The organism is Chromobacterium vaccinii, assembly GCF_000971335.1.
In the GTDB taxonomy this organism is placed as follows: domain Bacteria; phylum Pseudomonadota; class Gammaproteobacteria; order Burkholderiales; family Chromobacteriaceae; genus Chromobacterium; species Chromobacterium vaccinii.
In genome coordinates this window covers 1-21,174 of record NZ_JZJL01000002.1, presented here as the reverse complement: position 1 = coordinate 21,174, position 21,174 = coordinate 1, and the positions used below count along the sequence as shown (strand labels likewise).

The 21,174-nt window shown below is 63.5% G+C and carries 25 protein-coding genes; 13 read left to right on the top strand and 12 right to left on the bottom strand.

Translation table 11 applies throughout. The features are described from left to right. Nucleotides 1-91 precede the first annotated feature (91 nt). Nucleotides 92-535 carry a hypothetical protein gene (locus VL52_RS01065; protein ID WP_046155346.1) on the top strand — a complete coding sequence of 148 codons (444 nt, stop codon included), beginning with the start codon at nt 92-94 and terminating at the stop codon, nt 533-535. On the opposite strand, the gene VL52_RS01060 is transcribed toward VL52_RS01065, so the two are convergent. From VL52_RS01060 to iscR, 12 genes are all read right to left on the bottom strand, one after another. Next, nucleotides 536-982, bottom strand: a complete 447-nt coding sequence (locus VL52_RS01060; protein WP_046155345.1) for an LEA/WHy family protein — start codon at nt 980-982, stop codon at nt 536-538. It lies immediately after the preceding gene. 78 nt (nt 983-1,060) lie between these two features. Then, nucleotides 1,061-1,459, bottom strand: coding sequence for a hypothetical protein (locus tag VL52_RS01055; RefSeq protein WP_144410135.1), 399 nt, complete (start codon nt 1,457-1,459; stop codon nt 1,061-1,063). Continuing rightward, nucleotides 1,456-2,070, bottom strand: a complete 615-nt coding sequence (gene udk, locus VL52_RS01050) for a uridine kinase (RefSeq protein WP_021478292.1) — start codon at nt 2,068-2,070, stop codon at nt 1,456-1,458. Before udk ends, VL52_RS01055 begins: the two co-directional genes overlap by 4 nt. A 91-nt stretch (nt 2,071-2,161) precedes the next feature. Further along, nucleotides 2,162-2,797, bottom strand: coding sequence for a glutathione S-transferase family protein (locus tag VL52_RS01045; protein ID WP_046155343.1), 636 nt, complete (start codon nt 2,795-2,797; stop codon nt 2,162-2,164). 134 nt (nt 2,798-2,931) lie between these two features. Beyond that, entirely contained in the window at nt 2,932-3,126 is a 195-nt protein-coding gene (iscX, locus tag VL52_RS01040; protein WP_046155342.1) for a Fe-S cluster assembly protein IscX, read from the bottom strand. Nucleotides 3,127-3,256: 130 nt separating this feature from the next. Further along, nucleotides 3,257-3,598 carry an ISC system 2Fe-2S type ferredoxin gene (gene fdx, locus VL52_RS01035; protein ID WP_021478295.1) on the bottom strand — a complete coding sequence of 114 codons (342 nt, stop codon included), beginning with the start codon at nt 3,596-3,598 and terminating at the stop codon, nt 3,257-3,259. Nucleotides 3,599-3,607: 9 nt separating this feature from the next. Next, a complete protein-coding gene (hscA, locus tag VL52_RS01030) occupies nt 3,608-5,467 on the bottom strand; it encodes a Fe-S protein assembly chaperone HscA (protein WP_046155341.1) in 1,860 nt (619 codons plus the stop codon). Between the two features lie 45 nt (nt 5,468-5,512). Next, nucleotides 5,513-6,040, bottom strand: a complete 528-nt coding sequence (hscB, locus tag VL52_RS01025) for a Fe-S protein assembly co-chaperone HscB (RefSeq protein ID WP_046155340.1) — start codon at nt 6,038-6,040, stop codon at nt 5,513-5,515. Between the two features lie 92 nt (nt 6,041-6,132). After that, nucleotides 6,133-6,456, bottom strand: coding sequence for an iron-sulfur cluster assembly protein IscA (gene iscA, locus VL52_RS01020; protein ID WP_021478298.1), 324 nt, complete (start codon nt 6,454-6,456; stop codon nt 6,133-6,135). A 13-nt stretch (nt 6,457-6,469) separates the two neighbouring features. After that, a complete protein-coding gene (gene iscU, locus VL52_RS01015) occupies nt 6,470-6,853 on the bottom strand; it encodes a Fe-S cluster assembly scaffold IscU (RefSeq protein WP_021478299.1) in 384 nt (127 codons plus the stop codon). Between the two features lie 62 nt (nt 6,854-6,915). Further along, entirely contained in the window at nt 6,916-8,133 is a 1,218-nt protein-coding gene (locus VL52_RS01010; protein WP_046155339.1) for an IscS subfamily cysteine desulfurase, read from the bottom strand. A 31-nt stretch (nt 8,134-8,164) separates the two neighbouring features. Next, nucleotides 8,165-8,659 (bottom strand): Fe-S cluster assembly transcriptional regulator IscR, encoded by a 495-nt coding sequence (gene iscR, locus VL52_RS01005; protein WP_046155338.1) that lies wholly within the window; start codon nt 8,657-8,659, stop codon nt 8,165-8,167. Nucleotides 8,660-8,969: 310 nt separating this feature from the next. On the opposite strand from iscR, the gene VL52_RS01000 reads away from it, so the two are divergent. The 12 genes from VL52_RS01000 to VL52_RS00945 all read left to right on the top strand — a co-directional run bounded on the left by VL52_RS01000 (nt 8,970) and on the right by VL52_RS00945 (nt 20,953). Then, complete coding sequence (locus tag VL52_RS01000) at nt 8,970-10,091, top strand: beta-ketoacyl-ACP synthase III (RefSeq protein WP_046155337.1); 1,122 nt, start codon at nt 8,970-8,972, stop codon at nt 10,089-10,091. 170 nt (nt 10,092-10,261) lie between these two features. Further along, complete coding sequence (locus VL52_RS00995; protein WP_046155336.1) at nt 10,262-11,857, top strand: ABC transporter substrate-binding protein; 1,596 nt, start codon at nt 10,262-10,264, stop codon at nt 11,855-11,857. A gap of 412 nt (nt 11,858-12,269) precedes the next feature. After that, on the top strand, nt 12,270-13,298 hold the full coding sequence (locus VL52_RS00990; protein ID WP_046155335.1) for an ABC transporter permease subunit: 1,029 nt from the start codon (nt 12,270-12,272) through the stop codon (nt 13,296-13,298). A gap of 13 nt (nt 13,299-13,311) precedes the next feature. Then, nucleotides 13,312-14,232: an ABC transporter permease subunit gene (locus tag VL52_RS00985; protein ID WP_046155334.1), complete on the top strand. Its 921-nt coding sequence runs from the start codon at nt 13,312-13,314 to the stop codon at nt 14,230-14,232. Between the two features lie 10 nt (nt 14,233-14,242). After that, the gene (locus tag VL52_RS00980; RefSeq protein ID WP_046155333.1) at nt 14,243-15,223 is read left to right on the top strand and encodes an ABC transporter ATP-binding protein; all 981 of its coding nucleotides are present in this window, start codon (nt 14,243-14,245) and stop codon (nt 15,221-15,223) included. Beyond that, the gene (locus VL52_RS00975) at nt 15,216-16,187 is read left to right on the top strand and encodes a peptide ABC transporter ATP-binding protein (RefSeq protein ID WP_046155332.1); all 972 of its coding nucleotides are present in this window, start codon (nt 15,216-15,218) and stop codon (nt 16,185-16,187) included. The genes VL52_RS00980 and VL52_RS00975 overlap by 8 nt, the downstream gene beginning before the upstream one ends. 113 nt (nt 16,188-16,300) lie before the next feature. Beyond that, nucleotides 16,301-16,711, top strand: a complete 411-nt coding sequence (locus tag VL52_RS00970; RefSeq protein WP_046155331.1) for a VOC family protein — start codon at nt 16,301-16,303, stop codon at nt 16,709-16,711. A gap of 91 nt (nt 16,712-16,802) precedes the next feature. After that, the gene (coaD, locus tag VL52_RS00965) at nt 16,803-17,333 is read left to right on the top strand and encodes a pantetheine-phosphate adenylyltransferase (protein ID WP_043149269.1); all 531 of its coding nucleotides are present in this window, start codon (nt 16,803-16,805) and stop codon (nt 17,331-17,333) included. A gap of 80 nt (nt 17,334-17,413) precedes the next feature. After that, complete coding sequence (locus VL52_RS00960) at nt 17,414-18,358, top strand: class I SAM-dependent methyltransferase (RefSeq protein WP_046155330.1); 945 nt, start codon at nt 17,414-17,416, stop codon at nt 18,356-18,358. Nucleotides 18,359-18,591: 233 nt separating this feature from the next. Beyond that, nucleotides 18,592-19,794: a sodium/glutamate symporter gene (gene gltS, locus VL52_RS00955; protein ID WP_046155329.1), complete on the top strand. Its 1,203-nt coding sequence runs from the start codon at nt 18,592-18,594 to the stop codon at nt 19,792-19,794. A 127-nt stretch (nt 19,795-19,921) separates the two neighbouring features. Continuing rightward, nucleotides 19,922-20,284 carry a thioredoxin gene (trxA, locus tag VL52_RS00950; RefSeq protein WP_046155328.1) on the top strand — a complete coding sequence of 121 codons (363 nt, stop codon included), beginning with the start codon at nt 19,922-19,924 and terminating at the stop codon, nt 20,282-20,284. Nucleotides 20,285-20,401: 117 nt separating this feature from the next. Further along, a complete protein-coding gene (locus VL52_RS00945; RefSeq protein WP_046155327.1) occupies nt 20,402-20,953 on the top strand; it encodes a glutathione peroxidase in 552 nt (183 codons plus the stop codon). Nucleotides 20,954-21,174 lie beyond the last annotated feature (221 nt).

The window sequence follows — 21,174 nt, the reverse complement described above, 5'->3', positions numbered from 1 at the left end:
GCCATTTCCCGGTGCCGACGCCAGCCTGTGGGCTGGCGTTTTTATTGCCTAGACGCGAGAATGTCGCAACGTTATCAATCGGAAAAGGCTAATGATGAAGAAGTTATGCTTGCCGTTGCTGGCGCTGAGCCTGGCCGGCTGCGCGATGTTCCCCACCCAGCAGGGCTATGCGCAGAAGGTGTATCGCTGGCAGGGCCGCGACGTCAACGAGCTGCTGGCGCAGTGGGGCGCGCCGACCAAGACCATGCAGATGCCCAACGGCAACAGCTTGTACACCTATGTGAAGGAAAGCACCGAGCAGCGGCCGCTGCAGGAGAACACCCGTTACGAGCCGGGCACCAAGCTGACGATGACCGACAAGGACGGGCAGTCCCGGGTGGTGGAAACCCCGGGACGCTGGGTCAGCAACGGCATGACCGGCGGCGGCACCGTCCACTACGAATGCACCACCAACTTCGTCGTCGACAAGAAGACCAAGGAAGTGCTGAGCGTCAGCTTCGACGGCAACAACTGCCTGGCGGTGGAGCAGCAGTGATCAGCGCTTGGGCAGCTGCCACTCGCCCTTGTTGTCGAAGGGCAGGTCCTTGAGGCCGCCCAGGTCATGCAACTGGCCGCGGATCTCGTAGTTCAGCTTGCCGCCAGGCAGCTGCTGCCAGTTGGCCAGCTGCCGTATCCAGGCGGCGAGCGAGGTATGCACCTGCAAGGTGACCGTGCCTTCGCCGCGCGAGGGGATGGACAGCGGCTGGTTGCTGCTGCCGCCGCCCAGTTTTTCTCCACCCAGCATCAGCTCGAAGTCGACGCCGCTGGCGTTCAGCGGGATGGGGTTGGGGTTGGCGACGCGCAGCGTCACCGCGAAGTTCTGCTCGAACAGCGTGCTGCTGCCGGGTTCGATATTGCTGAGGCTGACTTCAGGCTTCTTCAGGCCCATGCTGCCGCAGCCGGCGAGCGAGAGCAGCAGCAGAGCGGTGCTTATCCATTTCATGGCGACATTTCCGATTGAGACGCCCTCTATTTTACGGGCAGCGCTTGTGGCGTTGTGTAAACGGAGTGTGCGGAATTGTTAGCGGACGAGCGCCCAAAAGCAACAGGCCATCGGATGATGGCCTGTTGCTTTTGGAAACTCGGCGGAAAAAAACGCCTCATCGGCGTCCTGGGCGCGGGCGGCGGCCATCGGCTGCCGGTCGCGCTCTTCGCGCCAGTCTTCCAGTTCTGCCCAGAGAGAGTGTTTCTGCGATTGGCGCAGGCCGGATCGGCTGCGGCCGTGGGCGCCTCCCTTTTTCAGGATGGCGGCGCAAGCCAGCGGATTGCGCGGTTTGATGGTGTGCATCGTGTGTCCTTGATCATGCGCGCCGGATGGCGCGAGCGGCGATTGTCCGTCCGCGCGGCCGGCGGCGTCAACCGGGCAAGCAAAAAGCCGCCCTGGGGCGGCTTTCGCGTCTATGGCGTCTTGCGCCGTCACACCATCAGGCTGGCGACCTTGGTGGTGATGATGTCCACCGCCGGATCGTTGGCGCCGTGCGGCAGGATCACGTCGGCGAAGCGCTTGGTCGGCTCGATGAACTGGTTGTGCATCGGGCGCACGGTGGACAGGTATTGCTCGATCACGTTTTCCATGGTGCGGCCGCGCTCGGCGATGTCGCGTTTCAGGCGGCGGATGAAGCGGACGTCGGAATCTGTGTCGACGAAGATCTTCAGCGACATCATCTCGCGCAGCGCGGCGTCGTACAGCGGGAACAGGCCTTCGATCACGATCACCGGCGCCGGCTGCACGGTGACGGTCTTGTCGGAGCGGGTGTGATTGGAGAAATCGTACACCGGCATCTCGATGGAGCGGCCATTGCGCAGATCGTCGATATGGGAGATCAATAGCGGCCAGTCGAACGCTTGCGGATGGTCGTAGTTGGTGCCCAGGCGCTGTTCGAAGGTCAGGTGGCTCTGGTCGCGATAGTAGTAGTCCTGGATGATCACCGCCGCCATCTCGGAACCAATGGTCTCCAGCACCTTGTTGGTTACCGTGGTTTTTCCGCTGCCGCTGCCGCCGGCAACGCCAATGATGAACGGGGTGCTCATGTGAAATCCTTGACGTAATGAAAATGTAAAAAACGCGCCATTCTAATGACTTATGGCGCGTTGATCCACCCGTTTTGCGACATTCTCTGACTCAGAACGGGCGTTTTCTTTCCGCGGCCGCCGCCGAATACCATTCCTGCATGGCGGGCAGGGACAGGATATGGCGGACATAGGCTTGAGAGCGCTCCGGCAGCCTGACGTTGTAGGTCTGGAAGCAGGTGCAGATCGGCGCGAAGCAGGCGTCGGCGATGGTGAAGCCGCCGAACAGGAACTCGCCGTCGGCGACGTGCCGTTCGCGCTGCTCTTCCCACAGCGCGATCACGCGCGCGATGTCGGATTCCACTGCCGGCGAGCTCTCGTAATCCACCTGGCGCAGCGTGATGTCCATCGGCAGGTTTTCCCTGAGCGCGGCGAAGCCGGAGTGGACCTCGGCGACGATGGAGCGGGCGACGGCGCGCAGCGCGCTGTCGGTGGGCCACAGCCCGGCGGCGGGAAAGCATTCGGCCAGGTATTCGCAGATGGCCAGCGAATCCCATATCCTGAGCTTGTCGTCCACCAGCACCGGCACTTTGCCGGCCGGATTGGCCGCCAGGATGCGGGCCTTGCTGTCGGACAAGTAGAGATCGATCTGCTGCTCCTTGAACGGCTCGTCCAGCATCTTCAGCAGCAGCCAGGGGCGCAGCGACCAGGGGGAGTAGTTCTTGTTGCCGATGATCAGGGTGAACATGGCGGCTCCATAGCGGGGCGCCGGCGAAGGCCGGCGCGCGTCTATCGATGATAAACCGGCCGGCGTCGATTTTCACGCGCCGACATGGCCGCAAGACAAAGGCCCCGGAATACGGGGCCTTTGTCGTGAAGCGATCACTCCGCTTCGTCTATCCACGCCTGCTGGATCGCTTCCAGCACGCGCTCGCCGCCGCGGGCGTGGTCGTCGTCGAAGCCGGGCAGCTCCACTACCCAGTTGTGCAGGTCGACGAAGCGCACGGTCTTCGGGTCCACGTCCGGGTAGGCGTCCGCCAGTTCGATGGCGATGTCGTTAACGTCGGTCCATTTCATAGATGTCTCCTGAGCGGGAGTAGGTCATGAAATCCAGCGCAGCGGCAGCGGGGAGGCGCGCCGCCGCAGACAGTACACATAGTACGGCAAGGCGGCGCAACGCTGCCGCTGGGATTTCAGGGCCTGCTCCTTAATGGTGTTCGCGGGCGTGGTTGATCGTGTACTTCGGGATCTCGATCACCAGATCCTCGTCGGCGACGATGGCCTGGCAGGACAGGCGCGATTGCGCCTCCAGGCCCCAGGCCTTGTCCAGCAGGTCTTCTTCGAGCTCGTCGGCCTCGTTCAGCGAGTTGCCGCCTTCGCGGACGATGCAGTGGCAGGTGGTGCAGGCGCAGGACATCTCACAGGCGTGCTCGATTTCGATGTCGTGGGCGAGCAGCGCGTCGCAGATGCTCTGGCCGGTTTCTACGTTGTCTATCACGGCGCCTTCCGGGCACAGGTCCGGGTGAGGCAAAACGATGATGCGCGGCATGGCGTATCCTTACAGATCGGTAATCTTGTGGCCCTTCAGCGCGCGCTGGATGTTGCGGTCCATGCGGCGGGAGGCGAAGGTTTCGGTGGCGTGGTTCAGCGCGGCGCTGGCCTCGTTGATGCGGCGGGTGACGCCCGCGGCGATGGCGGTTCCCACTGCGGCGGCGGCGGCTTCCACTTCGGCGCGCTCGGCGTCGTCCAGCAGGTCGCCGTCCTGCGCCAGCGCGTTGATGGTGGCGTCGCGCAGGCTTTCGGCGTCGACAATGGCCTCGCGCAGCTTGCGCGCCTCGATGTCTTCCTGCACGTTGGCCATGGAATCGGTCAGCATGCGGCTGATCTCGTCGTCGGACAGGCCGTAGGATGGCTTGACCTCGATGCTGGACTCCACACCCGAGGTCTGCTCGCGCGCGGTGACCGACAGCAGGCCGTCGGCGTCCACCTGGAAGGTGATGCGGATGCGCGCGGCGCCCGCCACCATCGGCGGGATGCCGCTCAGCGTGAACTTGGCCAGGCTGCGGCAATCGGAGACCAACTCGCGCTCGCCCTGCAGCACGTGGATGGACATCGCGGTCTGGCCGTCCTTGAAGGTGGTGAAGTCCTGCGCGCGCGCAACCGGAATGGTGCTGTTGCGCGGGATGATCTTCTCGGTCAGGCCGCCCATGGTCTCGATGCCCAGCGACAGCGGCAGCACGTCCAAGAGCAGCCACTCGTCGTCCTGCTTGTTGCCGGCCAGCACATTGGCCTGGATGGCGGCGCCCAGCGCCACCACCTTGTCCGGATCGAGGTTGGTCAGCGGCGCGCGGCCGAAGTGGTCGGCCACGGCTTTTTGCACGTGCGGCATGCGGGTGGCGCCGCCCACCATCACCACGCCCTGGATGTCTTCGGGCGTGATTCTGGCGTCGCGCAGCGCCTTGCGCACCGGCGTGAGGGTCTTGTCGACCAGCGTCTTGGTGATGGCGTGCAGCGTGGCCTGGTCCAGTTCCAGGTCCAGCGACTGGCCGTCGGAAAGGATCGCGGTGACGCGGGTGCTGGCGTGGTCGGTCAGCGCCTCCTTGGCTTCGCGGGCGCGGGTGTGCAAGAGGCGCATGTCGTGCGCCGACGGCGCGGTCACCCCGGCCTGCTCCAGCAGCCAGCAGAACACGCGGTGGTCGAAGTCGTCGCCGCCCAGCGCGGAGTCGCCGCTGGTGGCCAGCACCTCGAACACGCCGCGGGTCAGCTTCAGGATGGACACGTCCAGCGTGCCGCCTCCTAGATCGTATACGACGTAGGTGCCTTCGCTGCCGTTGTCCAGGCCGTAGGCGATGGCGGCGGCGGTGGGTTCGTTCAACAGGCGCAGCACATTGAGGCCGGCCAGGCGCGCGGCGTCCTTGGTGGCCTGGCGCTGGGCGTCGTCGAAGTAGGCGGGCACGGTGATCACCGCGCCGGTCAGCTCGCCGCCCAGGCTCTCTTCGGCGCGGTCTTTCAGCGCGCGCAGGATGTCGGACGACACCTCGACCGGACTCTTGACGCCGGCGCGGGTGACCAGCTGCACCATGCCCGGCGCGTCGACGAAGCGGTAGGGCAGGCTGCCGGCGTCCTTGATGTCGCTGACGCCGCGGCCCATGAAACGCTTCACCGATACGATGGTGTTGTGCGGATCGCGGTTTTGTTCCTTCTGCGCGTCGTAGCCTACCGCTAGCACGCCTTCGTCGCCGTAGCGCACCACCGAAGGCAGCAGGCTGCGGCCGGTTTCGTCCGGGAGCACGGCGGCGGAGCCGCTCCTGACGGTGGCCACCAGAGAGTTGGTGGTGCCCAGGTCGATGCCCACGGCCAAGCGGTGCTGGTGGGGAGCGGCGGAGAGGCCGGGTTCGGCGATTTGCAGTAGAGCCATGTCTTGATCTTTATGTCGTTGCTCGGGAGCGGCGGCGCGCGGGACTCAGTCCAGCAGGGTTCCGATGGCGTCGCCGATCTCCTGATCCAGCTTTTCCATGAAGCGCAATTTTCTCACCAGGACTGCGGCGGCGTCCAAGTCGGCGCGGGCGTCCAGCGCGGCTTCAAGCTCGGCTTGCAGGCCCTTGACCTCGGCGCGCAGGCGGCGCGACAGCGACTCCAGCGCGTCCACGTCGGCGCGGGCGTCGTCTATGCTCTCGCGCCATTCCATCTGCGCCATCAGGAAGTCGCCCGGCATCCGGGTGTTGTTCTCTTCCTGGGTATCCACGCCGGACAGCTGCAGCAGGTAGCGGGCGCGGTTCAGCGGCGACTTCAGCGTCTGGTAGGCTTCGTTGACCCGGGTCGCCAGCATCAGCGCGCTGCGCTTTTCGGCGTCGGAACTGGCGGCGTAGCGGTCGGGATGGACCTGGGCGGCGGCCGCGCGCCAGGCGGCGTCTAGGCCAGCCGCATCAATCGCGAAGCGGCGCTGCAGGCCGAACAGGCTGAAGAAATCCTGGTTGAAATCGTGGTTCATCGATGCGTCCGGACCAAGGCATAGGGACTGAAATAACGAAGGCGGAGCATCAGCGCTTGCGCGTCAACGCTCCGCCCCGGGGCGGCGGGGGGTCAGACGTTGAAGCTCTCGCCGCAGCCGCACTCGTTCTTGACGTTGGGGTTGTTGAAGCGGAACCCCTCGTTCAGGCCTTCCTTCACATAGTCCAACTCAGTGCCATCGAGGTAGGCCAGGCTCTTGGCGTCGGTGTAGATGGCCACGCCGTAGCTTTCGAAGCGGACGTCTTCGCCGTTCTCGACATCGACGAACTCCAGCTTGTAGGCCATGCCAGAGCAGCCGGAGGTCTTGACGCCCAGGCGCACGCCCAGGCCCTTGCCGCGCTTGGCGAGGAAGGCGCCGACGTGCTCGGCGGCGCGTTCGGAAAGAGTCAGTGCCATCAGTCGCCTCCGCTTACTTGCCGTGTTTCTGCTTGTAGTCTTCCACCGCGGCCTTGATCGCGTCTTCGGCCAGGATGGAGCAGTGGATCTTCACCGGCGGCAGCGCCAGTTCTTCGGCGATCGCGGTGTTCTTGATCGTCAGCGCCTCGTCCAGCGACTTGCCCTTCACCCACTCGGTCACCAGCGACGAGGAGGCGATGGCGGAGCCGCAGCCGTAGGTCTTGAACTTGGCGTCTTCGATCACGCCGTCCGCGCCCACCTTGATCTGCAGCTTCATCACGTCGCCACAGGCCGGCGCGCCGACCATGCCGGTGCCGATGCTGTCGTCGCCCTTGTCGAAGGAACCGACGTTGCGCGGATTTTCGTAGTGGTCCAACACTTTTTCGCTGTATGCCATGTCTTTTCTCCTGCGGGCCGCGGCTTCATTCAAGTCCCCGCGGCCGGTCATCTGTTATCGGCTCAGTGGGCCGCCCATTGAACGCTGTTCAGATCCACGCCGTCCTTGTACATCTCCCACAGCGGGGACAGCTCGCGCAACTTGCCGATCTTGGATTTCAGCAGCGCGATCGCGTAGTCGATCTCTTCCTCGGTGGTGAAGCGGCCCAGCGTGAAGCGGATCGAGCTGTGGGCCATTTCGTCGTTGCGGCCCAGCGCGCGCAGCACGTAGGACGGCTCCAGCGAGGCGGAGGTGCAGGCGGAGCCGCTGGACACGGCCAGGTCCTTGATAGCCATGATCAGGCTTTCGCCCTCGACGAAGTTAAAGCTGACGTTGAGGTTGTGCGGCACGCGCTGGTCGGCGTCGCCGTTGATGTACACCTCTTCCATGTCCTGGATGCCGTTCCACAGGCGGTCGCGCAGCATGCGGATGCGCTCGCTTTCGCTGTCCATCTCTTCGCGGGCGATGCGGAAGGCTTCGCCCATGCCGACGATCTGGTGGGTGGCGAGGGTGCCGGAGCGGAAGCCGCGCTCGTGGCCGCCTCCGTGCATCTGCGCCTCAAGGCGCACGCGCGGCTTGCGGCGCACGTACAGCGCTCCGATGCCCTTCGGGCCGTAGGCCTTGTGCGCGGACAGGCTCATCAGGTCCACTTTCAGGGTGTTCAGGTCGATCTTGACCTTGCCCGGCGCCTGGGTGGCGTCGACATGGAAGATGATGCCCTTCTCGCGGCAGATCTCGCCGATCTGCGGGATGTCCTGGATGACGCCGATTTCATTGTTCACGTACATCACGGACACCACGATGGTGTCGGGACGAATGGCGGCCTTGAAGGCGTCGATGTCGAGCAGGCCGTTTTCCTGCACGTCCATATAGGTGACTTCGAAGCCGACGCGCTCCAGCTCGCGACAGGTGTCCAGCACCGCCTTGTGCTCGGTCTTGACGGTGATGATGTGCTTGCCCTTGCTCTTGTAGAACTGGGCTGCGCCCTTGATCGCCAGGTTGTCGGACTCGGTGGCGCCGGAGGTCCAGACGATTTCCTTCGAATCGGCACCGATCAGCTTGGCCACTTCTGCGCGCGCGTTCTCGACGGCTTCCTCGGCTTCCCAGCCGAAGCTGTGGCTGCGCGAGGCGGGGTTGCCGAACTTGCCGGTCAGATAGGGAATCATCTTTTCGGCGACGCGCGGGTCCACCGGGGTGGTGGCCGAGTAATCCAGATAGATCGGTAGCTTGGGCTGGCTCATTTATTTAATCTCCGCAAGATTTTTCATGCGCTCACAGGGCGCTGCTGGCAGCTGCACGGGAGCTGCTACAGCTGTCGCGCTTGTCCTGCACGACGCTGCTCTCCTTGGTTTGCTGCTCTTTGGTGTGTTGTTCTTCCACCAGGCTGGCGAGGCTTACCTTGGAGAGGTAATCGAAAATGGTGACGTTGAGGTTGGTCCACAAGTCGTGGGTCATGCAGCGCTGGCTGCCGCGGCAGTTCTCGCGCCCGCCGCACTGGGTGGCGTCCACCGGCTCGTCCACGGCGACGATGATGTCGGCCACGGAGATGTCGCAGATCTGTTTGGCGAGCGTGTAGCCGCCGCCGGGACCGCGCACGCTGTCTACCAGTTCGGCGCGTCTGAGCTTGCCGAACAGCTGCTCAAGGTAAGACAGCGAGATGCTCTGGCGCTCGCTGATGCCGGCCAGGGTGACCGGCCCGCCTCCCTCGCGCATCGCGAGATCGAGCATCGCGGTGACGGCAAAACGTCCTTTGGTGGTAAGGCGCATGATGTTCAGTTCCGGTGGGTGGTGGTTCTGCCTCAGATTATACCTAATATCCGACTAAAATAGTCAAGTATTTGGCGAGGCAACCTAGCGCCGGAAGTCGCAAAGTTGAGCATTTTACTTGGTTTAAGCCATTAAAGGCTATGGATTTCTTACACCTGCGCGCCGGCGGCTGTGTAAAATCGCTGCAATATTTTCGCGAGATCGCCCGCAAGGGCGCCGAGTGGCGGCGGGCGCAACCGGCCGGGCCGAGGAAGGCCGGGTTCGCCGCCACGCTTTCGTTCCTGCTCAGTTGGGATGAGGACATAAAAAGATGCATAAGGTTGTTATCAGCGGGACGGGCTTGTTCACCCCTCCCCACGCGGTCGGCAACGCCGAACTGGTCGAGGCGTTCAATGCCTACGTGCGCGAGCGCAACGAGGCCCGCGCGGCCGACATCGCCGCCGGCGAAATGGAGCCGCTGGCGGAATCCAGCGCGGAGTTCATCGAAAAGGCTTCCGGCATCAAGCAGCGCTTCCTGATGGACAAGAGCGGCGTGCTGGACCCGGCGAGAATGGCGCCGCATCTGCCCGAGCGCGGCAACGACGAGTTGTCAGTGCAGGCGGAGATGGCCGTGGCCGCCGCCAGGCAGGCGCTGGAGGCCGCCGGCCGCGCCGCCGCCGACATCGACATGGTGATCGTCGCTTGCTCCAATATGCAGCGCCCCTATCCGGCGATGGCGATCGAAGTGCAGCAGGCGTTGGGAATCGATGGCTACGCCTTCGACATGAACGTGGCCTGCTCGTCGGCGACGTTCGGCATCCAGACCGCGGTCAACGCGGTGGCAGCCGGCCAGGCGCGCGCGGTGCTGATGGTGAATCCGGAGATCTGTTCCGCCCATCTGAACTTTCGCGATCGCGACAGCCACTTCATCTTCGGCGACGCCTGCACCGCGGTGGTGCTGGAGCGCGCCGACGCGGCCATTTCGGCGCACCGTTTCGAGGTGCTGGGCTGCAAGCTGGCGACGGTGTTCTCCAACAATATCCGCAACAACTTCGGCTTCCTGAACCGTTGCGACGAGACCGGCGTCGGCCAGCCCGACAAGCTGTTCGTCCAGCAGGGGCGCAAGGTGTTCAAAGAAGTTTGTCCGATGGTGGGCGAGCATGTCGTCGGCCATCTGGGCAGCCTGGACATCGCGCCGGAAGGCGTGCGCCGCTTCTGGCTGCACCAGGCCAACCTGGCGATGAACCAGCTGATCGCCCGTCGCGTGCTGGGCCGGGAGGCCGACACGGTGGAGGCGCCGGTGATTTTGGACCGTTACGCCAACACCAGTTCCGCCGGCTCCATCATCGCCTTCCATCTTCATTCGCATGATTTGAACGTCGGCGATGTTGGCGTCATTTCCTCGTTTGGAGCCGGCTATTCCGTGGGTTCCGTCATATTGCGCCGCGTGTAGTTAACTTTCCGTTTACGAATTGTCATAGTCGGATTGCGCATGAAAAGCCAGAGGGCGCTTGTCAAAAGCGCCCTCTGTGAATAATGTATCCCCCACCAGCCGAAGCCTAGACATGCTCAGGTTGAATATCAGAAAAGACTAATTAGTCTGTACAAAGGAAGGGAAACATTATGCAAACTTTCAAGAAGTTGCTGCTTGCTGGCGCGATTGCTGGGGCTTCCGTGGCATCGCAGGCCGCGGGGACGTTGGTGTTTTGTTCCGAGGGCAGCCCGGCGGGCTTCGACCCGGGCCAGTACACCTCCGGCACCGACTTTGACGCTTCGGCCGAAACCGTGTTCAACCGCCTGGTGCAATTCCAGCGCGGCGGCACCAAGGTCATTCCGGGCCTGGCCGAGAAGTGGGATGTGTCTTCAGACGGATTGTCCTACACCTTCCATCTGCGCAAAGGCGTGAAGTTCCAGACCACCGACTACTTCAAGCCGACCCGCGAATTCAACGCCGACGACGTGGCCTTCACCTTCGACCGCATGCTCAACAAGGGCAACGCGTTCCGCAAGGCTTACCCGACCGAATTCCCTTACTTCACCGATATGGGCATGGACGCCAACATCGCCAAGGTGGAGAAGGTAGACCCGTACACCATCAAGTTCTCGCTGAAGAAGGTGGATGCCGCCTTCCTGCAGAACCTGGCGATGAGCTTCGCCTCCATCCAGTCCGCCGAGTACGCGGACAAGCTGCTGAAGGACGGCAAGCCGCAGCTGATCAACCAGCAGCCGGTGGGCACCGGCCCGTTCGTCTTCAAGCGCTACCAGAAGGACGCGCAGATCCGCTTCGCCGCCAACAAGGACTACTGGAACAAGGCTGATGGCCCGAAGGTGGACAACCTGGTGTTCGCCATCACCACCGACCCGTCGGTGCGCTACCAGAAGCTGAAGGCCGGCGAGTGCCAGATCACCACCTACCCGCGTCCGACCGACATCGCCGCGATGAAGGCCGATCCGAAGATGAGCGTGATGTCCCAGGCCGGCTTCAACCTGGGCTACCTGGCCTACAACGTCAAGCACAAGCCGCTGGACAAGCTGGAAGTGCGCCAGGCGCTGGACATGGCCATCAACAAGAAGGCCATCCTGCAGGCGGTATACCAGGGCGCCGGCCAGGCCGCGACCAATCCGATGCCGCCGACCCAGTGGTCGTACAACAAGAGCCTGAAGGACGCGCCGTACGACGTGGCCAAGGCCAAGGCGCTGCTGGCCAAGGCCGGCTACCCGAACGGCTTCGACATCTCGCTGTGGGCGATGCCGGTTCAGCGTCCGTACAACCCCAACGCCAAGCTGATGGCGGAAATGGTGCAGGCCGACTGGGCCAAGATCGGCGTCAAGGCCAAGATCACCTCCTACGAGTGGGGCGAGTACCTGAAGCGCGCCAAGGCCGGCGAGCACGACTCGATGCTGATCGGCTGGACCGGCGACAACGGCGATCCGGACAACTGGCTGGGCGTGCTGTTCGGTTGCGACGCGATGAACGGCAACAACTTCTCCAAGTTCTGCTACAAGCCGTTCGAAGACCTGATCCAGAAGGGCAAGGCCACTTCCAACGTCGCCGAGCGTACCAAGCTGTACATGAAGGCGCAGGAGATCGTGAAGCAGCAAGTGCCGATGACCACCATCGCCCACTCCACCGTCAATCAGCCGATGCTGAAGTCGGTGCAGGGCTTCAAGGTCAGCCCGTTCGGCCTGAACTCCTTCTACGGCGTCAGCGTCAAGTAAGCCTGGTTTCAAACCAGGCGTAACCGTAATCGGCGGCGGGGCGGAAGCTCCGTCCGCCTGGCGTAAGTGCCGTCGCACCCAGTCCTCCGGCAGAGAGGGCGGCCGCGGCGGCATGGCAGTGTCTGCACAGGAAAATGGTTAGAGATGGGACGACGGTCGGCCGGCGGTGACGGCGGTTTGACCTGCGTCAAGCGGGACGGGACAGCGCGCTGCTATTGTCTCTCCTGCCGCGACAGTGGATGCAGCTAATGCTGGTGGGTGGTTTAGTTGCCAGTCTGCTGTCCGGCACCCGGTTTTCTCTTTCGCGCCTTCTCGGCGCGTCTTGCGTTTCTACCTTTCCTGTACGGATTCCTTGCACGCGATGTCTAGGTCTGAGGACGCCGCGCCATGCGCGCGTCCGGGAGAGGTTTTCATGTTTTCATTCATCCTGCGAAGGCTGGGCCTGTTGGTGCCCACCTTCTTCGGCATCACGCTGCTGACTTTCGCGCTGATCCGCCTGATCCCCGGCGACCCGGTGGAAGTGATGGTGGGCGAGCGCGCGCTCGATCCCCAGATGCATGCCGAAGCGCTGCACCGGCTGGGGTTGGACAAGCCGCTGTACGCCCAATACTTCGACTACGTCGTCAATCTGCTGCACGGCAACCTCGGCGAGTCGCTGGTCACCAAGACCAGCGTCTGGACCGAGTTCAAGACACTGTTCCCCGCCACGCTGGAGCTGGCGCTGTCCGCGCTGCTGTTCGCCATGGTGTGGGGGCTGCTGGCCGGCGTGCTGGCCGCCATCAAGCGCGGTTCGATATTCGACCACGGCGTGATGGGCATTTCGCTGACCGGCTTCTCGATGCCCATCTTCTGGTGGGGCCTGATCCTGATCATGTTCTTCTCGGTCAAGTTGGGTTGGACGCCGGTGTCCGGCCGCATGGACCTGATGTTCGACATCCATCCCAAGACCGGCTTCATGCTGATCGACAGCTGGCTGGCCGAGGCGGCCGATCCCGAGGGCAACGCCGGCGCGTTCAAGAGCGCGCTGTCGCACCTGATCCTGCCGTCCATCGTGCTGGGCACCATCCCGCTGGCGGTGATCGCGCGGATGACCCGCTCGTCGATGCTGGAAGTGCTGCGCGAGGACTACGTCCGCACCGCGCGCGCCAAAGGCCTGTCGCCGGCGCGCGTCATCTTCATCCACACCCTGCGCAACGCGCTGATCCCGGTGCTGACCGTGATCGGCCTGCAGGTGGGCACGCTGATGGGCGGCGCGGTGCTGACCGAAACCATCTTCTCCTGGCCCGGCATCGGCAAGTGGCTGATCGACGCCATCGCCCGCCGCGACTACCCGGTGGTGCAGAACGGCATCCTGATGGTGGCCACGCTGGTGATCGTCACCAACTTCGTCGTCGACATCCTGTACGGCATCGCCAATCCGCGCATCCGTCACGCCAAGTAAGCAGAGACGCAACATGAGCCAAACCAATCAAACCGCGGCCGCGCAGACGGCCGACCTGGCGCTGTCCTATCCGTCTCCGCTGAAGGAGTTCTGGCAGGGCTTTTCCCACAACAAGGGCGCGGTCGCCGGCCTCGTTTTCGTGCTGTTCATCGTCGCCTGTGCACTGTTCGCGCCGCTGATCGCGCCCTACAGCCCGATCGAGCAGTACCGCGACCACATGCTGACGCCGCCGGCCTGGGAGGCCGCCGGCAGCGCGCAATTCCTGTTCGGCACCGACGAATTGGGCCGCGACATTCTGTCGCGCCTGATCTACGGCGCGCGGCTGTCGCTGTTCATCGGCCTGATGTCGGTGCTGATGGCGCTGGTGCCGGGCGTGATCCTGGGCCTGTTGGCCGCTTTCTTCCCCAAGGCGCTGGGCGCATCCATCATGCGATTGATGGACATCATGATGGCGCTGCCGTCCTTGCTGCTGGCGGTGGCCATCATGGCCATCCTCGGGCCGGGCCTGACCAACGCGATGATCGCCATCGCCACCGTGTCGCTGCCGGCCTATGTGCGGCTGACCCGCGCCTCGGCGATGACAGAGCTGAACCGCGACTACGTGGTGGCGTCCCGCGTCGCCGGCGCCGGTCTGGGCCGCCTGATGTTCGTCACCGTGCTGCCCAACTGCATGGCGCCCTTGATCGTGCACGCCACCATGAGCTTCTCCTCCGCCATCCTGGAAATCGCCGCGCTGGGCTTCCTGGGCCTGGGCGTGCAGCCGCCGACCGCGGAGTGGGGCACCATGCTGGCCTCGGCCCGCGACTACATCGAGAGCGCCTGGTGGGTGGTGACCCTGCCGGGCCTGACCATTCTGCTGTCGGTACTGGCGATCAACCTGATGGGCGATGGCCTGCGCGACGCGCTGGACCCGAAGCTGAAGCGCGCCGCCTGAGGACAAGAACATGAGTCTGTTGCAAATCAAAAACCTGTCCGTGGAATTCGGATCGGAGAAGAACCCGTTCCGCGCGGTGGAAGGGCTGGAGCTCAATGTCGCCCAGGGCGAGATCGTCGGCATCGTCGGCGAGTCCGGCTCCGGCAAGTCTGTGACCATGATGGCGATGATGGGCCTGTTGGAAGGGCAGGGCCGCATCGTCGCCGACGAGCTGAGTTTCGACGGCAAGGACCTGCTGAGCATCTCGGCGCGCGGCCGCCGCAAGATCGTAGGCAAGGACATCTCGATGATCTTCCAGGACCCGATGACGGCGCTGAACCCCAGCTACACCGTCGGCTACCAGATCATGGAAGTGCTGAAGGTGCACCAGGGCCTGCGCGGCGCGGCCTTGAAGGCGCGCGCGCTGGAGCTGATGCAACTGGTGGAGATTCCGGCCGCCGAGTCGCGGCTTGCCGCCTATCCGCACCAGTTGTCCGGCGGCATGAGCCAGCGCGTCGCCATCGCGATGGCCATCGCCTGCAGCCCCAAGCTGCTGATCGCCGATGAGCCCACCACCGCGCTCGACGTCACCATTCAAGCCCAGATCATGGAGCTGCTGGTGTCCCTGCAGAAGAGCCAGAACATGGCGCTGATCCTGATCACCCACGATCTGGCCGTGGTGGCCGAGGTCGCGCAGCGGCTGGTGGTGATGTACGCCGGCCAGGTGGCCGAAATGGGCACGGTGCCGGAAATCTTCCGCCATCCCGCCCATCCGTACACCGAGGCGCTGCTGTCGTCCATTCCCGAGCACAGCAAGGGCGCGCGCCGGCTGGCCACGCTGCCGGGCATCGTGCCCGGCCAGTACGACCGGCCCAGCGGCTGTCTGCTGTCGCCGCGCTGCCCGTACGCGCAGGACAACTGCCGCGGCCAGCGGCCCGGATTGACCGCCCACGAGCATGGCGCGGTGCGTTGCCACTACCCGTTGCTGGCCAAGGAGAAGCAGCATGGCTAAGGTTTTGCAGGCGGGAGATCTGACCCGTTACTACGATGTGGCGCAGGGCATGTTCAAGCCCAAGGCGCAGGTGAAGGCGCTGGCCGGGGTGTCGTTCGAGCTGGAGGCTGGCCGCACGCTGGCGGTGGTGGGCGAATCCGGCTGCGGCAAGAGCACGCTGGCGCGCCAGCTGACCCTGATCGAGCAGCCGACTTCCGGCTCGCTGATCCTGGACGGCCAGGATGCGGCCAAGGCCAGCGGCACCGAGCTGAAGGCGATGCGTCGCAAGGTGCAGATGGTGTTCCAGAACCCGTACGGCTCGTTGAACCCGCGCCAGAAGATAGGCGATCAGCTATCCGAGCCGCTGCTGATCAATACCGATCTGTCGGCGAAGGAGCGCGAAGAAAAGGTGCGGGCGATGATGGCCCGCGTCGGCCTGCGCCCGGAGCACTATTTCCGCTACCCGCACATGTTCTCCGGCGGCCAGCGCCAGCGCATCGCCATCGCCCGCGCGATGATGCTGAATCCCAAGATCGTGGTGGCGGACGAGCCGACCTCGGCGCTGGACGTGTCGATCCAGGCGCAGGTGCTGAACCTGTTCATGGATCTGCAGGAGGAGTTCAACACCGCCTATGTGTTCATTTCGCACAATCTGGCGGTGGTGGAGCACGTCGCCGACGAGTTGATGGTGATGTATCTGGGCCGAGCGGTGGAGGTGGGCGCCAAGGACCGCGTCTACGGACGGCCGCTGCACCCGTACACCCAGGCGCTGTTGTCGGCGACGCCGTCCATCCATCCGGAAGACCGCCGCATCAAGATCAAGATCGAGGGCGAGCTGCCCAGCCCGCTGAATCCGCCGTCCGGCTGCGCTTTCCACAAGCGTTGCCCGCACGCCAATGAGCGCTGCAAGGCGGAGGTGCCGCAGCTGCGCGAGCTGGACCAGCGCATGGTGGCCTGCCACCGCGCGGAAGAGATCAACGGCTGAGACCAAATCGGCATCGCAGGGCCCGTGGCGCAAAGCGCCGCGGGCCTTTTTCGTTTCATTGCCATTCAAGCCCGGCGTACACTGGCCTTCCCATCACTGAACGGAGGCTTGCCATGCATGTGTATCCGTATCTGAATTTCAACGACGGCCGCGCCGAGGCGGCGCTGAACTTCTACCGCGAAGCCTTGAATGGCGAAATCGCCATCCTGATGCGCTATGCCGACGCGCCCAAGGACGTGCCGTCCATGGGCGACATCAACCCGAACTGGATCATGCATGCGCGGCTGGTATTTGGCGCCAACGCGCTGATGATTTCGGATACCGACCGGCCGGCGTCGCCCAGCCAGCAGATTTCGCTGTCCATCAATCTAGACGGCGATACCGCGACCGCGGAGAAGGTTTTTGCCGCCCTCAGCCAAGGCGGCCAGGTGACATTGCCTTTGCACAAAACGTTCTGGAACGCGCTTTTCGGTTGTTTTAGTGATAAATTCGGCGTCAACTGGATGATCAACTGTCAGTTGTGACCGTTTCTTGACAGCCTGCGCGGCGCGGCGTTTTTTGCCGCGCCGCACAAAAAATTCTTTACCACCCCTCTCAACGCAAGATACAGTCGTCATGGAAAACACAATCAAAGCCAAAGGGAAACGTCAATTGAAACGAGCCGTCTATGCCGGCAGCTTTGATCCGGTCACCAACGGCCACTTGTGGATGATACGCGAGGCGGTGGAGCTGTTCGACGAACTGATCGTCGCCGTGGGCGTGAATCCGGACAAGCACTGCACCTTCAGCGCCGAGGAAAGGGTGGCGCTGCTGCGCGAAGTGACCACGGGTTTCAGCAAGCTGCGGGTTGAGGTGTTCGAAAATCAGTTCTTGGTGAATTACGCGCAGAGCGTCGGCGCCAACTACATCGTGCGCGGCATCCGCACCGCCAGCGACTACGAGTACGAGCGCACGATGCGCTACATCAATTCCGACCTGCACCCGGACATCACCACGCTGTTCCTGCTGCCGCCGCGCGAATACGCCGAGGTGTCGTCGACGATGGTCAAGGGCCTGATCGGCCCCCGCGGCTGGGAGAGCGTGATCCGCCAGTACCTGCCGGAGCCGGTCTATCTCAAGATGCTGTCGATGTACTCCGAGCAATAGCGCCTTATAATGCCGGTTTGAACACCGTGTCGCGCCAGCCTAGGCTGGCGCGTTTGTTTTGCAGCAATCGAGGATACGCCATGCAGGACGTCAGCGCCTTCACCAACCGTCTGGCCAAGAACTACAAGCATTACGCCAAGTGGGCGCGCCGGCAGGGGCTGGACGCCTGGCGCGTCTACGACAAGGACGTGCCGCAGTTTCCGTTCGCGCTGGACATCTACGGATCGCGCGTTCATCTGCAGGAGTACGACACCGGCTGGGAGATGGGCGACGACGAGTACCGCGCGTGGATAGACGCGGTGGTGGCGGCCATCGCGCAGGTGACCGGCATTCCGGCCGCCGCGGTCACGCTGAAGAACCGCCGCCGGCAGAAGGGCGTCAGCCAGTACGAGAAAGTGGGCGCCGAAGGCGAGGACTTCGTGGTCGAGGAGTTTGGCCAGCGCTTCATCGTCAACCTGGACCAGTACCTGGACACCGGCCTGTTCCTCGACCATCGCAACACCCGCAAGCGGGTGCGCGAAGAGGCGGCCGGCAAGCGCTTCCTCAATCTGTTCGCCTACACCGGCAGCTTCACCGTCTATGCCGGCGCCGGCGGCGCGGTGTCTTCGGAGACGGTGGACATGTCCAATACCTATCAGGATTGGTCGCGCCGGAACTTCGAGCTGAACGGGCTGGATCTCGGCAAGCACAAGCTGGTGCGCGCCGATGTGTTCCAATATCTGGAAGAAGCGGTGGACGCGGGCAAGCGGTTCGACCTGATCGTGATGGATCCGCCCACCTTCTCCAATTCCAAGAAGATGCGCGACATCCTGGACGTGCAGCGCGACCATGTCTGGCTGATCGACTACGCGATGGCGCTGCTGGCGCCGGGCGGCTGGCTGTACTTCTCCAACAATCTGCGCACTTTCCAGCTCGACGATCGTTTAAGCCAGGATTACCAGATCCAGGATATCAGCGGGCAGTCGGTGCCGGAGGATTTCCGCAATCGCAAAATCCACCAGTGCTGGCGGATCAGCCGCGCCTGAATCGGCATCTGATTGATTGTAAAAAGTTTTTACGCGAACTTTTTCGCCGTTTCTCTGCTCCCATAAGGAAGCGCGTTTCCGCATGGAGTCGCCGACCAGCCAGCCGGCGGCCTTCGTGCCGCCTCGCCGCGCAAGCGGCGGGATGTGGAGCGCCTCCATGCCTTCCTGCTTCATCGGTTTGTCTGCGTCGCGCAGCGGCGCGTTTTCGCTCGAAAACGACAATAGGACTACCGATGATCCAACTCGATTTCTACGGCACGCTGGTGGCCGCCTCGCTCGTTCTGCTGCTGGGCCGCAAGCTGGTCGCCCATGCCGGCGTGCTGCGCACCTACAACATTCCCGAACCGGTGGCCGGCGGCCTGGTGGTCGCCGCCGCCTTGCTGGCTTGGCGCCAGTTTTCCGGTGTCGAGGTTCGCTTCGACGCCTCGTTGCAAACCCCGCTGATGCTGGCCTTCTTCGCGGCCATCGGCTTGACCGCCAATCTGGCTAGCCTGAAACAGGGCGGCAGGACGGTGGGCATCTTCCTCGGCGTGGTGGTGGGGCTGCTGCTGGTGCAGAACACGCTGGGCGTGGCGGTGGCCAGCGCGCTGGGCCTGGATCCGCTGATGGGCTTGCTGGCCGGCTCCATCACCTTGTCCGGCGGCCATGGCACCGGCGCCGCCTGGAGCGGCACCTTCGCCGACAAGTACGGTCTGGCCTCCGCCGCCGAGCTGGCGATGGCCTGCGCAACCTTCGGCCTGGTGCTGGGCGGCCTGATCGGCGGCCCGGTGGCGCGGTTTCTGGTCAAGCGCGTGAAGACGCCGGGGGCGGAGCACAATGCCGACTCTCCCCCGCGCGGCTTCGAGCAGCCGGACGCAGAGCGGCTGATCACGCCGCATTCCTTCATCGAGACGCTGGCCCTGATCGCCGTCTGCCTGCTGGGCGGCACCTTCATCGGTTCGCTGCTGAAAGGCACCGCGTTCGAGCTGCCCACCTTCGTCTGCGTGCTGTTCGTCGGCGTGCTGATCAGCAATGGCCTGTCGGCGCTGGGCTGGTACCGGATTTTCGAGCGCGAGGTGTCGGTGGTGGGCAATGTCAGCCTGTCGCTGTTTCTGGCGCTGGCGCTGATGTCGCTGCGTTTGTGGGACCTGGCGGCGCTGGCGCTGCCTATCTTCTCCCTGTTGCTGCTGCAGACGCTGGCGATGGCGCTGTACGCGGTGTTCGTCACCTTTCGCGTGATGGGGCGCAACTACGACGCCGCGGTGCTGGCCGCCGGCCACTGCGGCTTCGGCCTGGGCGCCACGCCCACCGCCATCGCCAATATGCAGGCGGTGACCGAACGCTTCGGCCCGTCGCATCTGGCTTTTCTGGTGGTGCCGATGGTGGGGGCCTTCTTCATCGACATCGTCAACGCCATCGTGATCAAGTTGTACCTGGCTTTGCCCTTTATCGGCTGAGCGGCTATCGGGCGGATTGATAAATACAACCGGGGCTATCCCTTGCAATGGCATGGGCCCGCTCATATCTTGATCTGATACAGCCCGCCGCTTGGCGGGCCAAACGATTCACAGAAAGAGAGCCGCCATGTCCTACATCAACCTCAACGCCGACAACTTCAACGCCAGCATGAAGGAAGAAGGGCTGGTCATCCTGGACTTCTGGGCGCCCTGGTGCGGCCCGTGCAAGATGTTCGGCCCGGTGTTCGAGGCGGCGTCGGAGAAGCATGCCGACATCGTGTTCGGCAAAATCGATACCGAGTCCGAGCGCGATCTGGCCGCTCACTTCAATATCCGCTCCATTCCGACGCTGATCGCGGTCAAGGATGGCGTGATGGTATTCAATCAGGCCGGCGCGCTGATGGCCGGCCAGTTCGAACAGTTGATCCAGAGCCTGCGCGACCTGGACATGGACAAGGTGCGGGCGGACATCGCTAGCCAGCCGGAATGACAGGGCGAGGGCGTGCGCCTTCGCGATATGAGACGATAGGGCAATGCATGGGCGCATTGCCCTATTCTTATATCTAGCGAGCGCCGAACCAACAGCCGGTTTGGCAAGGAGGATGCGATGAAACGCTGGGGAATCGTATTGATGTTGTGGGGGCAGGCCGTGCTGGCCGCTTGTCCCGCTTTGCTGAACCATACCGTGCCGGGGCTGATGGGCGGGCAGATAAACCTGTGCCAATACGCGGATCGGCCGCTGCTGGTGGTGAACACCGCCAGCCATTGCGGTTTTACGCCGCAGTTCACCCAGTTGGAGTCTCTATATAAGCAGTACGGTCCGCGCGGACTGATGGTGGTGGGTTTTCCCAGCAACGACTTCCTACAGGAGCTGGACAGCAACAGCGAGATCGGCGCGTTCTGCCAGGCCAATTACGGCGTGACCTTCCCGATGGCGGGTAAGGGGCATGTCAGGGGCGCGGATGCCCAACCGGTGTTCAAGGACTTGATCGCCGCCACCGACGACGCGCCGATGTGGAACTTCCATAAGTATCTGGTCTTGCCCGGCGCCAGCAAGGTGATCAGCATCGGCACCCGCACCAAGCCGGACGCGCCGGAGGTGGTCAACGCCTTTTTGCCGTATTTGCAGCCGGAAGCGCAGGCGGCGGCCAAGCCATAGCAAGGCCGCCACCCCATCAAAGCGCCGCTTTCAAGCGGCGTTTTGCGTTTTTTATGAAAATCCCTTCCGGCTCCTTTTATTATAAATCAACGCTTTGCGCGTATCGGTCGAAGAAAGTTCATTTTTTCTCGCAAAAGGTGTTGACGGGTCAGGGGTCCGGGCGTATAGTTCGCCTCCTCAGCTGACGCAGCGAACGAAACAAGCCGAACGAAACAGGTTCT

Coding starts and splice junctions, on each gene's coding strand:
- VL52_RS01065 (WP_046155346.1), top strand. CDS start 92: ATGATGAAGAAGTTATGCTTGCCGTTGCTGGCGCTGAGCCTGGCCGGC.
- VL52_RS01060 (WP_046155345.1), bottom strand. CDS start 982: ATGAAATGGATAAGCACCGCTCTGCTGCTGCTCTCGCTCGCCGGCTGC.
- udk (WP_021478292.1), bottom strand. CDS start 2,070: ATGAGCACCCCGTTCATCATTGGCGTTGCCGGCGGCAGCGGCAGCGGA.
- VL52_RS01045 (WP_046155343.1), bottom strand. CDS start 2,797: ATGTTCACCCTGATCATCGGCAACAAGAACTACTCCCCCTGGTCGCTG.
- iscX (WP_046155342.1), bottom strand. CDS start 3,126: ATGAAATGGACCGACGTTAACGACATCGCCATCGAACTGGCGGACGCC.
- fdx (WP_021478295.1), bottom strand. CDS start 3,598: ATGCCGCGCATCATCGTTTTGCCTCACCCGGACCTGTGCCCGGAAGGC.
- hscA (WP_046155341.1), bottom strand. CDS start 5,467: ATGGCTCTACTGCAAATCGCCGAACCCGGCCTCTCCGCCGCTCCCCAC.
- hscB (WP_046155340.1), bottom strand. CDS start 6,040: ATGAACCACGATTTCAACCAGGATTTCTTCAGCCTGTTCGGCCTGCAG.
- iscA (WP_021478298.1), bottom strand. CDS start 6,456: ATGGCACTGACTCTTTCCGAACGCGCCGCCGAGCACGTCGGCGCCTTC.
- iscU (WP_021478299.1), bottom strand. CDS start 6,853: ATGGCATACAGCGAAAAAGTGTTGGACCACTACGAAAATCCGCGCAAC.
- VL52_RS01010 (WP_046155339.1), bottom strand. CDS start 8,133: ATGAGCCAGCCCAAGCTACCGATCTATCTGGATTACTCGGCCACCACC.
- iscR (WP_046155338.1), bottom strand. CDS start 8,659: ATGCGCCTTACCACCAAAGGACGTTTTGCCGTCACCGCGATGCTCGAT.
- VL52_RS01000 (WP_046155337.1), top strand. CDS start 8,970: ATGCATAAGGTTGTTATCAGCGGGACGGGCTTGTTCACCCCTCCCCAC.
- VL52_RS00995 (WP_046155336.1), top strand. CDS start 10,262: ATGCAAACTTTCAAGAAGTTGCTGCTTGCTGGCGCGATTGCTGGGGCT.
- VL52_RS00990 (WP_046155335.1), top strand. CDS start 12,270: ATGTTTTCATTCATCCTGCGAAGGCTGGGCCTGTTGGTGCCCACCTTC.
- VL52_RS00985 (WP_046155334.1), top strand. CDS start 13,312: ATGAGCCAAACCAATCAAACCGCGGCCGCGCAGACGGCCGACCTGGCG.
- VL52_RS00980 (WP_046155333.1), top strand. CDS start 14,243: ATGAGTCTGTTGCAAATCAAAAACCTGTCCGTGGAATTCGGATCGGAG.
- VL52_RS00975 (WP_046155332.1), top strand. CDS start 15,216: ATGGCTAAGGTTTTGCAGGCGGGAGATCTGACCCGTTACTACGATGTG.
- VL52_RS00970 (WP_046155331.1), top strand. CDS start 16,301: ATGCATGTGTATCCGTATCTGAATTTCAACGACGGCCGCGCCGAGGCG.
- coaD (WP_043149269.1), top strand. CDS start 16,803: ATGGAAAACACAATCAAAGCCAAAGGGAAACGTCAATTGAAACGAGCC.
- VL52_RS00960 (WP_046155330.1), top strand. CDS start 17,414: ATGCAGGACGTCAGCGCCTTCACCAACCGTCTGGCCAAGAACTACAAG.
- gltS (WP_046155329.1), top strand. CDS start 18,592: ATGATCCAACTCGATTTCTACGGCACGCTGGTGGCCGCCTCGCTCGTT.
- trxA (WP_046155328.1), top strand. CDS start 19,922: ATGTCCTACATCAACCTCAACGCCGACAACTTCAACGCCAGCATGAAG.
- VL52_RS00945 (WP_046155327.1), top strand. CDS start 20,402: ATGAAACGCTGGGGAATCGTATTGATGTTGTGGGGGCAGGCCGTGCTG.